Source organism: Polaribacter butkevichii, assembly GCF_038024105.1.
Taxonomy (GTDB): Bacteria; Bacteroidota; Bacteroidia; order Flavobacteriales; family Flavobacteriaceae; genus Polaribacter; species Polaribacter butkevichii.
Window position 1 is genome coordinate 3,772,189 of sequence record NZ_CP150661.1, and the last position, 15,250, is coordinate 3,787,438.

General features: G+C 32.4%; 12 protein-coding genes. 8 read left to right on the plus strand and 4 right to left on the minus strand.

Annotation, left to right across the window (positions count from 1 at the left end; all coding sequences use genetic code 11):
- The first annotated feature begins 229 nt into the window (after positions 1-229).
- From tgt to WG951_RS15975, 4 genes are all read left to right on the plus strand, one after another.
- Complete coding sequence (gene tgt / locus WG951_RS15960; protein ID WP_105047937.1) at positions 230-1,360, plus strand: tRNA guanosine(34) transglycosylase Tgt; 1,131 nt, start codon at positions 230-232, stop codon at positions 1,358-1,360.
- Positions 1,361-1,430: 70 nt separating this feature from the next.
- Positions 1,431-2,522: an LptF/LptG family permease gene (locus WG951_RS15965; RefSeq protein ID WP_211296695.1), complete on the plus strand. Its 1,092-nt coding sequence runs from the start codon at positions 1,431-1,433 to the stop codon at positions 2,520-2,522.
- A complete protein-coding gene (locus tag WG951_RS15970; RefSeq protein ID WP_105047938.1) occupies positions 2,509-3,423 on the plus strand; it encodes a DMT family transporter in 915 nt (304 codons plus the stop codon). Before WG951_RS15965 ends, WG951_RS15970 begins: the two co-directional genes overlap by 14 nt.
- Positions 3,424-3,497: 74 nt before the next feature.
- Complete coding sequence (locus WG951_RS15975; protein ID WP_105047939.1) at positions 3,498-4,451, plus strand: acetyl-CoA carboxylase carboxyltransferase subunit alpha; 954 nt, start codon at positions 3,498-3,500, stop codon at positions 4,449-4,451.
- 75 nt (positions 4,452-4,526) lie between these two features.
- Here the strand turns inward: WG951_RS15975 and WG951_RS15980 are convergent, their stop codons facing one another.
- The 3 genes from WG951_RS15980 to WG951_RS15990 form a co-directional block, all read right to left on the minus strand.
- Positions 4,527-5,555, minus strand: coding sequence for a TlpA family protein disulfide reductase (locus WG951_RS15980; RefSeq protein ID WP_105047940.1), 1,029 nt, complete (start codon positions 5,553-5,555; stop codon positions 4,527-4,529).
- Positions 5,556-5,741: 186 nt separating this feature from the next.
- Positions 5,742-6,464: an NYN domain-containing protein gene (locus WG951_RS15985; protein ID WP_105047941.1), complete on the minus strand. Its 723-nt coding sequence runs from the start codon at positions 6,462-6,464 to the stop codon at positions 5,742-5,744.
- 249 nt (positions 6,465-6,713) lie between these two features.
- A complete protein-coding gene (locus tag WG951_RS15990; RefSeq protein ID WP_105047942.1) occupies positions 6,714-7,505 on the minus strand; it encodes a DeoR/GlpR family DNA-binding transcription regulator in 792 nt (263 codons plus the stop codon).
- Positions 7,506-7,800: 295 nt separating this feature from the next.
- Here WG951_RS15990 and WG951_RS15995 point away from each other — a divergent pair, with 295 nt between their 5' ends.
- Genes WG951_RS15995 through WG951_RS16010 form a run of 4 tightly spaced genes read left to right on the plus strand, consistent with a single transcriptional unit; the run spans position 7,801 to position 12,458 of the window.
- Positions 7,801-9,360: a glycerol-3-phosphate dehydrogenase/oxidase gene (locus WG951_RS15995; RefSeq protein WP_105047943.1), complete on the plus strand. Its 1,560-nt coding sequence runs from the start codon at positions 7,801-7,803 to the stop codon at positions 9,358-9,360.
- 36 nt (positions 9,361-9,396) lie between these two features.
- Positions 9,397-10,893 (plus strand): glycerol kinase GlpK, encoded by a 1,497-nt coding sequence (gene glpK, locus WG951_RS16000; protein ID WP_105047944.1) that lies wholly within the window; start codon positions 9,397-9,399, stop codon positions 10,891-10,893.
- A 29-nt stretch (positions 10,894-10,922) separates the two neighbouring features.
- Entirely contained in the window at positions 10,923-11,660 is a 738-nt protein-coding gene (locus tag WG951_RS16005) for an MIP/aquaporin family protein (protein ID WP_105047945.1), read from the plus strand.
- Positions 11,661-11,690: 30 nt separating this feature from the next.
- Complete coding sequence (locus WG951_RS16010; protein WP_105047946.1) at positions 11,691-12,458, plus strand: hypothetical protein; 768 nt, start codon at positions 11,691-11,693, stop codon at positions 12,456-12,458.
- 63 nt (positions 12,459-12,521) lie between these two features.
- Here WG951_RS16010 and WG951_RS16015 read toward each other — a convergent pair whose 3' ends face one another.
- A complete protein-coding gene (locus WG951_RS16015) occupies positions 12,522-15,086 on the minus strand; it encodes an ATP-dependent Clp protease ATP-binding subunit (RefSeq protein WP_105047947.1) in 2,565 nt (854 codons plus the stop codon).
- Positions 15,087-15,250: the final 164 nt, after the last annotated feature.

The window sequence follows — 15,250 nt, forward strand, 5'->3', positions numbered from 1 at the left end:
TTTCGTTGCAATCCTTAACGCGCATTTTTGCCAACAAAAGTAGGGCTGTAACTTTTCGTTTTTTATAACACTTCATTTTATTTATCAATTCTTAAATAATAGTATCTTTGCCAGCAATGAAAATAAAGTTTATTTGCATTTAAATAAATAAACTAGAGAACAAAGTAATGATACACGTTCTTAATTTTGTGATTAATTTTAATTACAAGAATCATCAAAATTTATACGATTGAAATTCGACTTAAAAATAACCGACCCAAAGAGTAAGGCAAGAGCAGGAGTAATAACTACTGATCATGGAGAAATTGAAACGCCAATATTTATGCCCGTGGGTACTGTTGGAACCGTAAAAGGAGTCCATCAAACAGAACTTAAAAACGAAATAAATCCTGATATTATTTTAGGAAACACCTATCACTTATACTTACGTCCAGGAATGGATATTTTAGAAAAAGCTGGTGGTTTGCATAAGTTTATGAACTGGGACCGTAATATCTTAACAGACTCTGGAGGTTACCAAGTATATTCACTTTCTGGAAGAAGAAAAATTAACGAAGAAGGGGTAAAGTTTAAGAGTCATATAGATGGTTCTATGCATTTTTTTACACCAGAAAACGTAATGGAAACACAGCGTACCATTGGAGCTGATATAATTATGGCGTTTGATGAGTGTACACCATATCCTTGCGATTATAATTACGCAAAAAGATCGATGCACATGACACATAGATGGTTAGATAGATGTATCAGTCATTTAGATAAAGTACCTTATAAATATGGCTATGAACAAACCTTTATGCCTATAGTACAGGGAAGTACATATAAAGATTTGCGTAGACAATCTGCAGAATATATTGCAAATTCAGGGCAACAAGCAAATGCAATTGGAGGTCTCTCTGTAGGTGAACCTGCAGAAGAAATGTATGCAATGACAGAAGTGGTAACAGAAATTTTACCAGAAGATAAACCACGTTATTTAATGGGAGTTGGTACGCCAATTAATATTTTAGAAAACATTGCTTTGGGTATCGATATGTTCGATTGTGTTATGCCAACTAGAAATGCAAGAAACGGAATGTTGTTTACGGCACATGGTTCTATCAACATCAAAAATAAAAAGTGGGCAGAAGATTTTTCTCCAATAGATGATATGGGGATTACTTGGGTAGATACCATGTATTCAAAAGCCTATTTACGCCATCTTTTTGCTGCAAAAGAAATGTTAGGGAAACAAATAGCCTCTATTCATAATTTAGGTTTTTATGTTTGGTTAACTCGTGAAGCAAGAAAACATATTTTAGCCGGAGATTTTAGAGAGTGGAAAGATATGATGGTAAAACAAATGGATAAAAGGCTATAAAAGTAAGCCGTTTTTCAGTAGCAGTAAACAGGTTACGCCATTAAACAAATAAACAATTACACAACGATAAGTGAGAATTATAGATTGGTACATATTAAAACGATTTTTGGTAACTTTTGTGTTTACCTTATTAATCTTGATTCCTATTGCTATTGCTATAGATATATCAGAAAAGATTGATAATTTTTTAGAACATACAGATTTAGGGTTTTACCAAATTGTAGATGAGTATTACAAAAATTTCATTATCTATTATGCAAATACTTTTATGCCTTTGGCATTATTTATTGCTGTAATTTTATTTACGTCTAAATTATCAAACAATACAGAAATTATTGCCATTACAAATGCAAAGGTTTCTTTTACTCGTTTTTTATATCCTTATTTTATTGGAGCTACTTTAATTACCATTGTTTCTTTAGCAATGAATCATTTTGTGGTACCTAATAGTAGTAAGGAAAGAAAGAAATTCGAAAAAGAGTACATTCAAAATAGTAGGCAAAAACACGAGTTAAAATACGTAAAAGAGTTTAGTTTACAGCTAACTGACAGTACGTACATTTTTATACGAAGTTTTGATACAGAATCTAATTCGGGGTATGATTTTACCTCAGAAGTTTATGATGGTATAGAATTAAAATCTAAATTGGTTGCAAATAGAATAAAGTACAGTGATAAAGACTCTGCTTTTACTTTGTCTAACTGGAAACTACGTAAGATTTTTAAAGACAGAGATAGTATTTTTTCAGGTGTTAAAATAGATACCGTTTTTAACTTTACACCTAAAGATTTAATTTATAAATCTGCTTTAGCGCAAGAAATGCCTTCTAATGAGTTGTTAAAATTTATTGGTGTTTCTAAAAAAAGAGGTGTTAAAAATTTAAATGCCTATTTAGTGGAGTTTCATAAAAGAACAAGCTTGCCTGTTGCTTCTTATATTTTAACAATAATAGCAGTAGCATTGGCTTTTAGAAAACGAAGAGGTGGTACAGGTGTTAATTTGGCACTAGGTATTGGTATTATGTTTTTGTATGTTTTTTTAATGAAAATAGCTGAGGTTTTAGGTGCTGTAGCTGGGGTAAACTCATTGCTTTATGTTTGGTTACCTAATATTGTTTTTGGTTGTTTAGCCATTTATCTCTATTTAAATGCAAGAAAGTAAATTAAAAAATTATTTACTGTTACATCTTATTGTTTTTATTTGGGGGTTCACAGCAATTTTAGGAGCGTTAATTAACTTAGATGCTATACCGTTAGTTTGGTATAGAATGTCCTTGGCAGTTATTTTTATTGTACTGTATTTTATCTTTAGAAAGAAATCATTTAAAGTTGATAAAAAAGGACTTGTTAAGTTTTTTGTAACAGGTGTTGTTATTGCGTTGCATTGGGTCTTTTTCTTTAAAGCGATAAAGGTTTCTAATGTTTCTGTAGCCCTGGTAACTATGAGCACTGGTGCTTTTTTTGGAGCTTTAATAGAACCTGTTTTTTTTAGAAGAAGAATTAAGTCTTTAGAAATAGTACTAGGTTTGGTGGTTATTTTTGGACTTTACATTATTTTTAACTTTGAAAGTCAGTACCAGTTAGGTATTTTTTATGCGCTAATTTCTTCGTTTTTAAGTGCCTTGTTTGCAGTTCTTAATGGTCTTTTTATTAAAAAATATACGGCAGAAATTATTTCTTTGTATCAATTGTTTTTTGGAGTGCTTTGCATTACTATTTATTTATTGGTTACAAACAGTTTTTCGGTTGCCTTTTTTAATATATCAACATCAGATTGGATGTATCTTTTGCTTTTAAGTAGTATTTGTACAGCGTATGCTTTTATAGCGTCAGTTCAAGTAATGAAATATATATCACCTTATACAGTAATGTTAACCGTTAATTTAGAGCCTATTTATGCAATTATTTTGGCGCTTTTTATTTTTGGTGATAAAGAAAAAATGAATCCTGAATTTTATTTTGGGGCATTTATAGTATTGTTTGTCGTTTTGTTAAACGGAATTATAAAAAATAAAACGGTCATCAGAAATAAACTGAAAGAGAAAGCTGTTAGAAAAAAGTAGCTTCTTTTTTTAAAAAACAACGAATTTTATAGTATGTTTGTCTATTCAAACAACTAAAATCAAATAATTACAATATGGAGTATTTAGATTTTGAAATGCCGATTAAAGAGCTTTTAGATCAACTAGATAAGTGCCAATTAATTGGTAAAGAAAGTGATGTGGATGTAAGTGCTACTTGTAAAAAAATCGACAAAAAACTAGAAAAAGCTAAGAAAGATATATATAAAAACTTAACGCCTTGGCAAAGAGTTCAGTTATCTAGACACCCTAATAGACCTTATACTTTAGATTATATTAAAGCCATTTGTGGAGATACTTTTATGGAGCTTCACGGAGACAGAAATGTAAAAGACGACAAAGCTATGATTGGTGGGCTTGGTAAAATTGGCGATCAATCTTTTATGTTTATTGGTCAACAAAAAGGGTATAATACAAAAACACGTCAGTACAGAAATTTTGGGATGGCAAATCCTGAAGGATATAGAAAAGCGTTACGTTTAATGAAAATGGCAGAGAAATTTGGTATCCCTGTGGTTACCTTATTAGATACTCCAGGTGCTTATCCTGGTTTAGAGGCAGAAGAACGTGGGCAGGGTGAGGCTATTGCTAGAAATATATTAGAAATGACACGTTTAAAAACGCCAATTATAACTATTGTTATTGGTGAAGGAGCGTCTGGTGGAGCTGTTGGTATTGGTGTTGGTGATAGAGTGTATATGATGGAAAATACTTGGTATACGGTTATTTCTCCAGAATCTTGTTCTTCTATTTTGTGGAGAAGTTGGGAGTATAAAGAACAAGCTGCTGCTGCATTAAAATTAACGGGTACTGATATGAAGAAGTTAAAATTAATTGACGGAATTATTGAAGAGCCAATTGGTGGTGCACATACGGATAGAGCAGGAGCTTTTAAAGCTGTTGAAGAGCAAATTCTTTCTGCTTTTGAAGAATTAAAAGATTTAAATGATACAGATTTAGTTATGCAAAGAATGGATAAATATGCAGCAATGGGTGTTTATAAAGAATAATAAAAAGAAGTAAAGCATAAAAAAAAGCGAAATCTAAATTTAGATTTCGCTTTTTTTTTATGCTTGTGTGTAATATTAAATATCCAAAGATTCTAATAGAGCTTTTAATCTAGGGTCAGAAGGTCTTGGTGCATTTGCATCTACAATGTTTCCTTGTGGATCAATTAAAATAAATCTTGGAATACCAGAAATTTGATATGCTTGTTGAAAACTAAAATCTTGTCCTGCCCAAAGTTGTACTCCTTTTAATTCATTTTCTTTTACAAAATCTCTCCATTTTTTTTCTGCAGCTTCCCAAGTTCCACCACTTCTTCTAGATTCGTCTGTAGAAATACTTACAAATTCAATGTTTTTATTATGGTATTCTTTTTCAATCTTTTTTAAAGAAGGAATTTCTCTAATACAAGGTCCGCACCAAGTTGCCCAAACATCTATATACACGTATTTCCCTTTAAAAGAGTCTAAAGATTTTTCACCTCCTTTTGCGTCTTTATAACCTTCAAATTTAGGAGAAGCATTTCCTTTTGCCATCTTCTTGTTTGATTCATACGTTTTTTCAAAATACTCAAACATTTGTGTGTTTTGTTTAGATGCCATGTCAACTAAAGAGCTATCTAAATCATTGTAAGAAGTTAAAATACTATCAAATTCTTTTTTTAATAAACCTACTTTTGTGTCAAAAGCATCTTTATCTAAAGCAAAAATATCAGCAGGGTTTCCTATACTTTGACTTTTTTCTAACTGAGCCATTATAAAGTTTGTGTTAGAAGCTCCGTTTCCAGAATATGTAAAGCTTGTCATAAATTTATCAGCATCTCCTTTAATAGAAATATCAAATCCATTTTTTAAATAAATTGGAGCTCTTTTTTCTTTACTTGTTTGAAAAGTGTAGATGTCTATTTTTGAAACTTTTAAAGTGTCTTTAAAAGAACCATCTTCTTTAATGGCAATGGTTTTAACAACACCTGTTCTGCCAGAAATTGTAATAATAGAATCTTTATTGTTTTCTAGTTTTCCTGATAAAGAAATGTATTCTTTAGAATGTTCTTTTGTACAAGAAGCAATTACTAGCATGGTAAAAAGTGCAAGACTTATTTTTTTCATTTTTTAAATTCTTAAGTTTAAAAGCAAAGATATCACTTCTCTATAAATAAAAATAGTTAAAATAGAATCGAAATAATAGTTTAAAATAATGATTATTTGAGTGTAACCTGTAGATTTACTTTTGATAAATGATCTGGATATTTATTTTTTCTTCTGATAAAAGCTTGTGTTTTTAATACGGGCTTTTTATTTATTTTTTACAAAAATTAATTTATGTCGGCTTTTTGTGTTTTCTCTTTGTTCTAATTCAAACTTACCGATAGATTTAATAAGTGGAGTTAATTTATCGAAACCATAGTTTCTAGAGTCAAAATTAGGTTGCTTTTTTTGAAGTAAACTTCCTACATCACCTAAAAATGCCCAACCATCTTCGTCAGATAAATCAGAAATAGTAGAAGAGATTAGTTTAATTACTTTAGATGTTATTTTATCTACACTATCTTTTTCATTATCTTTTTGAGGTGTATTTTCTTTCTTTTCGGTTTGCTTTCTAATGATTTCGATATAAATAAATTTATCACAAGCAACAATAAAAGGATTCGGAGTCTTTTTTTCTCCAATACCAATTACTTGTTTTCCGGCTTCTCTTAGTCTAGTAGCTAATTTTGTAAAATCGCTATCACTAGAAACCAAACAAAATCCATTTACTTTTTCGGAGTACAGAATATCCATGGCATCAATAATCATTGCTGAATCTGTAGCGTTTTTACCAGTAGTGTATGCGTATTGTTGAATGGGAGTAATGGCATTTTGTAATAAAAGGTTTTTCCATTTAGATAAATGCGGACTCGTCCAATCTCCATAAATTCTTTTAATAGTAGGATTTCCGTATTTAGCAATTTCCTCCATCATTTCTTTTACGTGGGCAGAAGGTATGTTGTCTCCGTCTATAAGAACTGCGATATTCATAGTAGTTGTTTTATTTGATTGTTAGTTGTGTAAAATGAAAATGCACTTTACAATACTTTTTTTGTAATGAGTAAAAAGTAAAGTTAGTTTTTTGCTTTCATAAAATCAATAAGAATAACAGTTGTTTTTAGGGGGGGTATTGTCTTGGTTATTATTTTTTTTTGGTAATTGTTTTATCAACAAGTATAAATGGTTGTTTTAAAATAAAAATCCCAAACAAAGTTTGAGATTTATATATGTGTGTGTTGTTTAATCGGTTTTAATTATAGGTCCATCTACAACTAAAACGTCTATGCCTAGTTTTGTTAATTTATTTTTGTAGTTATCATCTATTCCAGAGTCTGTAATTATTTGATCTACCTCTTCTAGTCCGCAAATTCTGCCAAAACCTTTTTTTCCAAATTTAGAAGAATCTGCTAGAATGATAATTTTTTGAGCAGATTTTATCATTACTTGGTTTAAAGATGCTTCCATGGTGTTTGTGGTGGTTAGCCCAAAGTCTAGATCTATACCATCTACACCTAAAAATAGTTTTGAACATGTAAATTCAGATAGCATTTTTTCTCCAAATGGTCCAATAATAGAAGATGAACTTTTTCTTAAAGTACCTCCAAGTTGAATAACTTCTACGTCAGGAAGTTCAGAAACAATTAAAGCTGCATTTAAAGATGCTGTTAAAACCGTGATTCCTTGAGTAGGTTTAATTTGATTAGCCATTTGTATAATGGTAGTTCCTGATGCTAGAATAATACTGTCAAAAGGTTCAATTAATTCGGCTGCTTTTGTGGCAATTTTATTTTTTTCTTCTTGATGAAGTTTTTCCTTCTCGTTAACGGTTCTTTCGTGTGTGTAAGGGTTTATTTGAATGGCTTTACCGTGAGATCTAAATAGTAAATTTAATTCTTCAAGAAGTTTTAAGTCTTTTCTAATGGTTACCGAAGAAACGTTAAACTCTTTACTTAAGTCTAATACCGTAACATGTCCTTCTTTTTCTAGTTTGTTTAGAATTAGTTTATGTCTTTCAGCAATGTTAATTCCCATTTTATTAATTTTTTTGTGTAACAAATATAGTTAATAAAATTCCCATAAAAGAAAATTATGAACGTTTTGAAACATTTTCTCGATATTAAAGTTTCGTTTTTGGGGTTAAAAACAATAAAAAGAAAGTGTTAATTACCTTTTTTGTTGCTTATATTATCATTTTGTTTCTTTTTAAAGCCTTACGAAACCTTGGGTTTCGAAAAAATATAAAAAAATGTTTCAAAATGTTTCGTTTTGTTTTAAAAAGATGATATCTTTACAATCAGAAGTTTACAATTAATTAATAAAAGATATTATGGTTAGAAGTGAAATGATAAAAAAGTTAAGTAGCAATACTAAAGAGTATGATTTCATTGTAATTGGTGGAGGAGCTACTGGTATTGGTGTTGCTTTAGAAGCTTCGGCAAGAGGGTACTCTGTATTGTTGTTAGAAAAATCAGATTTTACAAAAGGAACATCAAGTAAAGCTACAAAGTTGATGCATGGTGGAGTAAGATATTTGGCGCAAGGAGATGTTGGTTTGGTTAGAGAGGCGGTTGTAGAGAGAGGGTTGATGTTAAAAAATGCGCCACATATAACTAAAAGTCAGTCATTTATAATACCTACGCATGGTTTGTATGATGAGGTTTTGTATACCGTTGGTTTAACGTTTTATGACTTGTTGGCAGGTAAACTAAGTTTGGGTAGGTCTAAAAGAATATCAAAAGCAAAAACATTAAAACGTATATCTCTTATCAATCCAGATAAAATATCTGCAGGTGTTGTCTATTATGATGGTCAGTTTGATGATAGTCGTTTGGCTATTAATGTTTTGCAAAATTGTGTAGAAATGGGAGCGGTAGTGGTTAACTATTGTTCGGTTGCAGGATTGGTAAAGGGTTCAGATGGTAAGGTAACGGGTGTTCGTGTGCATGATGAGGAAGAAGGGAAAGAATATGAAATAAAAGGAAAGCAAGTTGTAAATGCAACCGGTGTGTTTGCAGATGATATTTTACAGATGGATGCTCCGGGAGCAGAAAAAACAATTGCTCCGAGTCAAGGGGTGCATTTAATTTTAGATAAATCATTTTTACCAGGTGATGACGCGATAACAATACCTAAAACCGATGATGGTAGGGTGCTTTTTTTAGTGCCATGGCACGATAAGGTTATTGTGGGTACAACAGATACGCCTATAGAAAAAGAGTCTTTAGAGCCAGTTGCGCTTCAGGAGGAAGTAGATTTTATATTAAGTACAGCAAGTAGATATTTAACAAAAACCCCTAAAAGAAGTGATGTTTTAAGTGTGTTTGCTGGTTTACGTCCTTTAGCAGCAACAAAAGGACATAGTGATAAAACAAAAGAAATTTCTAGAAGTCATAAAATTTATACGTCAAAATCGGGTATGCTAACCATGGTTGGTGGTAAGTGGACTACTTTTAGAAAAATGGGTGAAGACTTAGTAAATAAGTCAGAAAAATTACATGGTTGGTCTCATATTCCTACAAAAACAAGACACTTAAAGATTCATGGATATAAAGAAAATGTAGATTTTACAAAACCTTTTTATTTCTATGGTTCGGATGAAGAAAAAATGTTAAAACTAGCAAAAGATGAGAATCTAGAGAGTTTTATTAGTCCGTCATCAAAAGTAATAGAAGCGCAAGTTGTGTGGGCGGTTAAGCATGAGATGGCGAGAACTGTTGAAGACTTTTTAGCAAGAAGAACTCGTTGTCAATTATTGGATGCAAAAGAAAGTATAAAAATGGCTCCTAAGGTTGCTAAAATAATGGCAAAAGAATTAGGGAAAGATTTAAGTTGGGAGAAAGATCAAGTGGCAGCTTATCTAGAAGTAACTTCTAATTATATTTTATAAATAAAAACAATTTTAATTAAAACCAATTAACTAAAGATGAAAGAAAAATTAATTTTAGCATTAGATCAGGGTACAACATCATCTAGAGCAATTCTGTTTAATCATAACGGTGAAATTGTTAGAACATCTCAAAAACCTTTTGAGCAAATATTTCCAAAACCAGGTTGGGTAGAGCATTGTCCTAATGAAATATGGTCTTCACAAATTTCTGTAGCAGCAGAAGTTACTGCGCAAGAGGGTATTTCTGGAGAGGGAATTGCGGCAATAGGTATTACAAATCAAAGAGAAACAACCATTGTTTGGGATCGTGAAACTAGCGAACCTGTTTATAATGCGATTGTTTGGCAAGATAGAAGAACAGCAAAATATTGCGACCAGCTAAAAGAAGAAGGTCATATTGATATGATTAAAAAGAAAACAGGTTTGGTTTTAGACGCATACTTTTCTGCAACTAAATTAAAATGGATTCTTGATAATGTTGAAGGAGCAAGAGAAAGAGCGGAAGAAGGAAAACTGTGTTTTGGTACTGTGGATACATGGTTGGTTTGGAAGCTAACAAGAGGGAAAATGTTTATTACTGATGTTTCTAATGCTAGTAGAACAATGTTACTTAATATTCATACCCTAGAGTGGGATGAGGAATTATTAGAATTATTTAATATACCTAAATCTATTTTACCTTCTGTTAAAGAAAGTAGCGAGGTCTATGGAGAAACAGCTACCACATTATTTTCTACAAAAATTCCTATTGCTGGTATTGCAGGAGATCAGCAAGCGGCTTTATTTGGGCAAATGTGTACAAAACCTGGTATGGTTAAAAACACGTATGGTACAGGGTGTTTTTTATTGATGAACACAGGTGAGAAAGCGGTGTATTCAGAAAACAACCTATTAACAACCGTTGGTTGGAAGATTAAAGGGAAAACTACTTATGCTTTAGAAGGAAGTGTTTTTGTTGGTGGTGCAGCGATTCAGTGGTTGCGTGATGGAGCAAGAATGGTAAGAACAGCTCCAGGTATAAATCATTTAGCAGATATGGCAGAAGATAATGGAGGTGTTTATTTTGTACCTGCATTAACTGGCTTAGGTGCTCCTTATTGGGATCAATATGCTCGTGGGGCAATGCTTGGGGTTACTCGTGGTACTACAGATGCTCATATTGCACGTGCAACTTTAGAGGGGATTGCCTTTCAGGTGTATGATATTGTTAAGGCGATGGAGGCGGATGCTGGAGAAAAAAGTATCGAGTTAAGAGTTGATGGTGGAGCGGCAGCAAGTGATTTATTATTACAAATACAATCAGATTTATTTGGTTTTAAGATTATTCGTCCAAAAACACTAGAAACAACTGCTTTAGGGGCTGCATATTTAGCAGGTTTAGCGGTAGGTTATTGGGATAGTGTTGATGATATTCAGGCGCAATGGATTGTCGATAAAGAGTTTTTTCCTAAAATGGAGAAAGAGAAAGTTGATAAAATGTTGCATTACTGGCATAAAGCAGTGGCATGTGCTCAAAACTGGATAGAGGATTAATCAATTGTTTAATAATAAAAAATTAAAATATGTCAATTTTAGTAGCAGAAATATTAGGGACAATGTTAATGATTCTATTGGGTAATGGAGTTGTTGCTAATGTTGTTTTAAACGGAACAAAAGGAAATAGTTCGGGTTGGATTGTAATAACTACAGGTTGGGCATTGGCTGTATTTGTAGGGGTTATTGTTGCGGGACCTTCGAGTGGTGCTCACTTAAATCCGGCGGTAACCATAGCTTTGGCAACGGCAGGAAAGCTTTCTTGGGGTTTGGTGCCAGAGTATCTTGCAGGAGAAATGATAGGCGCTATGTTAGGTGCGTTTTTAGTGTGGGTGTTTTACAAAGATCACTTTAAAACAACAGACGATGAAGGTGGAAAATTAGCTTGTTTTAGTACGGGGCCAGCAATTAAAAATTCGTTTTCAAATTTAATGAGTGAAATTATTGGAACCTTTGTTTTAATCTTTGTAATACTTTATTTAGCAGGACCAAGTATTGATCTTGTTGGAGATATCGATGCAAGTGCGGTAATTGGGTTGGGGTCTTTAGGAGCGATTCCTGTAGCGTTTTTGGTTTGGGCAATTGGTTTGTCTTTAGGAGGGACTACTGGTTATGCAATTAACCCAGCAAGAGATTTAGGACCAAGAATTATGCATGCAATTTTACCGGTAAAAGGAAGTAGTGACTGGGGATATGCGTGGATACCTATTGTAGGTCCGGTTATTGGTTGTGTGTTGGCTGCATTATTGTATGTTGCTTTGGCGTAAAACTATTCGATAAATTTTAAAATAAATAAAATGAAAAAAGTATTATTAATACTTGTAGCTGCGTTTGCGGCACAGATAAATATTGCTCAAAATAAAGAGTTAAAAGACAGTCCGATAGATTTTAATGTAGATATTAAAACGAATCATCTTTGGAGAGGGTTGATTATTACAGATAAACCGATGGTTGCAGTTTTTACCTCGATTAAACTGAATAAATCAGGTAGCTTTACAACTGGTTTTTGGGGAGGAATGTCTTTCTCTAATGAAAGTGATGGTACTTCTTATAAAGAAATAAATTACTATGTACAATATGCAAAAAATGGATTGTCTTTAGCTTTATGGGATTTGTATAACACAAGGGGAGCTGTTAATCCAGATGTTTGGGATTATGATAAAGAAACTTCTGGGCATTTATTAGATTTAAGAACGTCTTATAATTTTGGAGAAAGTTTTCCTTTAACGTTAGAAGCAGATGTTTTGTTGTATGGGGGTAAAGATGGTCAATATGATCAAAATATAGATTTTGAACAACGCTATTCTACGTATGTTCAGGTTTCGTATCCTTTGGTTAAAGATGCTAAAGTTAATTTAGATGGATTTGTGGGAGCGGGATTTTCTTTAAACGGTGATACGCATTTGTATGGTGATGGTCAAGAAAATTTTGATTTAGTAAATGTGGGGCTTATAGCTTCTAAAACAGTAATGTTGGGTAATTATAGTTTACCTGTTTCAACTACTGTGTTGTGGAATCCATCTTTAAAGTATGCAAGAGTTCAATTGGCTTTTAGTCTTTTTTAAAGAAGTATTTGTTTTTAATGTATAAAAAAAATCCCAAACTTGCGTTTGGGATTTTTACTGTTTTTAAGACTCTGTTTCTGTTCTTGTTTCAGGTTTCTTTTCGCCTTTTTCAATTTTAATGGTGAGCTTGTTTTCTTTCTCATCCAAATCCATTGTTATGGTGTCTCCCTCGTAGAGTTTAGAGTTTACAATTTCTTCAGCCAAAGCGTCTTCAATGTATTTCTGTATGGCTCTTTTAAGTGGTCTTGCACCGTACTTTTTATCAAAACCTTTGTCTGCTATGTAATCTTTTGCTTTTTCGCTTAGTTTTAATGTGTAGCCTAAATCAGAGATTCTGTGTAATAACTTATCTAGCTCAATATCTATAATTTCATGAATATCGTTTCTTTCTAGAGCGTTAAATATAATTACATCATCAATTCTGTTTAAAAACTCCGGGGCAAAAGATTTCTTTAAAGCGCCTTCTAGTACAGATTTAGCATGTTCATCTGCTTGTGCTGTTTTAGCAGAGGTACCAAAACCAACTCCGCCGCCAAAGTCTTTTAATTGTCGTGCACCAATATTAGAAGTCATAATAATTATGGTGTTTCTAAAATCAATTTTACGCCCTAAACTATCTGTAATATGTCCATCATCTAAAATCTGTAGCAACATATTAAATACATCTGGATGCGCTTTTTCTATTTCATCTAATAGGATAACAGAATATGGTTTTCTTCTAACTTTTTCTGTTAGTTGACCACCTTCTTCATAGCCAACATATCCCGGAGGCGCTCCTATTAAACGAGAGATAGCAAATTTCTCCATGTATTCACTCATGTCAATTCTAATTAAAGAATCATCAGAATCGAATAGCTCACGTGCTAAAACTTTAGCCAATTGTGTTTTACCAACACCTGTTTGTCCTAAGAAAATAAAAGAACCAATTGGTTTGTTAGGGTCTTTTAACCCAACTCTGTTACGCTGAATTGCTTTTACAACTTTGGTAACAGCGTCATCTTGTCCAATTACTTTTCCTTTAATTAAGGCAGGTAATTCGTGTAATCTGCTGGTTTCTGCTTCTGCAACTCTGTTTACAGGAATGCCTGTCATCATAGAAACTACTTCGGCAACATTATCTTCAGTTACAATTTCTCTATTTAATTTAGAGTCTTCTTCCCATTGGTTTTGGGCAGAATTTAAAGCAGCTTCCATGTTTTTTTCATCATCACGCAACCTAGCAGCTTCCTCGTATTTTTGTCCGTTTACAGCTTTTGTTTTTTGGTCTCTAATAATTTCTAATTGAGATTCAAGTTCTAAAACCTGTTGCGGAACCACAATGTTTGTAATATGAATTCTAGAACCTGCTTCATCTAAAGCGTCAATAGCTTTGTCTGGTAGGTATCTATCTGTCATGTATCTATTGGTTAATTTTACACAAGCTTCAATAGCGTTATCTGTGTAATTTACATGGTGGTGTTCTTCGTATTTGTTTTTGATGTTTTGTAAAATCTGAATCGTTTCATCAACAGAAGTTGGATCTACAATTACTTTTTGAAAACGACGTTCTAGAGCACCATCTTTTTCTATGTTTGTTCTAAATTCATCCAACGTAGTTGCGCCAATACATTGTATTTCTCCTCTTGCTAAAGCGGGTTTTAACATGTTAGAAGCATCTAAAGAACCTGTTGCGCCACCAGCACCAACAATGGTGTGAATTTCATCAATAAAAAGAATGATATCATCATTTTTTTCTAACTCATTCATTAAGGCTTTCATGCGTTCTTCAAACTGACCACGATATTTTGTGCCAGCTACTAAACTTGCTAAATCTAAAGAAACAATACGTTTGTCAAATAAAATTCTCGAAACTTTTCTTTCGATAATTCGCAAAGCCAAACCTTCTGCTATGGCAGATTTACCAACACCTGGTTCTCCAATTAACATTGGATTGTTTTTCTTTCTACGACTTAAAATTTGAGAAACTCTTTCAATTTCTTTTTGTCTACCAACAACCGGGTCTAATTTTCCTTTTTCTGCTAAATCTGTTAAATCTCTACCAAAATTATCTAATACCGGAGTCTTCGATTTTTTTACGGTTTTTCCTTTTTGAGGTTGATCAAAAGGATTTGATTTTTCTGACGCGTATTCATCATCAGAAGGAGTTTCTGCAATAGGATTTATTGGTAAATCTGCTTCTAAATCATCTACATGTAATTGTTTGTAAAGCGCTTTCGCTTCCTCATAATTCACATGATATTTATGAATCAACTTTGTGGTTGGGTCATTTTCGTTTCTTAAGATGCAAAGTAATAAATGTGCTGTATCTATAGATTCGCTCTGATATAATTTTGCTTCTAAAAAAGTTGTTTTTAAAGCTTTTTCTGCTTGTCTTGTTAATCGTAAACTAGGCTTGCCTGTACTTTCTAAAAAAGTAGGATTTGCAGGATTTAGTTGTTCTAATTTTTTGCGCAACAAAATTAAATCAACATTAAATGCTGTTAGTATTTCTATTGCTTTTCCTTCGCCTTCTCTTATTAATCCGAGTAAAAGATGTTCTGTTCCAATAAACTCTTGCCCTAAACGTAGCGCCTCTTCTTTACTGAAAGTAATTACATCTCTGACCTTTGGTGAAAAATTATCGTCCATATTTCTTTCTGTCTATAATTGATGTGTTGTAAATTTAGTCCTTTTTTTTTATAGATAATTACAAAAAAGGTGCCAATGGTAAAATACTGACAGTTTGACTATGATACTAAAGTAGAAAACTCTTGTAAATCAGGCAAATAAAATAATGTTAAAAATTATTAAAT